The sequence below is a fragment of the Vibrio sp. YT-19(2023) genome, assembly GCF_033337395.1.
This window is the reverse complement of sequence record NZ_JAWOQN010001138.1, coordinates 1-519: the sequence shown is the minus strand read 5'-3', so window position 1 is coordinate 519 and position 519 is coordinate 1. Positions and strand designations below refer to the sequence as shown.

The following is a 519-nucleotide window of genomic DNA, read 5'->3' as shown; positions in this document are numbered from 1 at the left end:
AGAGGTGCGTTTAAGATGTGTACCACCGCAAGGCACTTGAGCGAAGCCTTCCACTTTCCAATAGCGCCTTTCTTGGCTTTCGTCAGAGAATGCGCTCTCAATCTCAGCGTCCGAATCAATGACTGCCTGAGCTTGTTGTTGAAACTCCACCAGCAGTGGCGTGATGCTTTCAGGCCATTCAAAATCAATTCGGCTTTTATCTGCGGAGATATGTGCGCCAACCTTCTGAATGTTTGCAAATTTTTGCGTGAACAGTTCAAGTATGACTTCCGCCGCAAAGTGGAGCTTCATCAACGCATAACGCCTTTGCCAGTCAATTTGAGTGATCACTTGGTCGCCAACTCTAAACGTGGGTTGACGTTCTAGAGTGTAAACAATGCGTGAGCCAGACTTAATTGCACCGACGACAGGAATCCCGTCGATCGTACCTGCATCGCTCTCTTGTCCGCCGGATTCAGCATAAAAAATAGTGTGGGATAACTCTACTTCGTTGTCCGAAATTCGAGTTACCGTGGAGGT

Annotated in this window: 1 protein-coding gene; it reads right to left on the bottom strand. The window is 48.0% G+C overall.

The genetic code is table 11. The features are described 5' to 3' along the window. On the bottom strand, positions 1-519 hold a 519-nt coding region (locus R7E78_RS30485), incomplete at both ends, for an alanyl-tRNA editing protein (protein ID WP_318059190.1).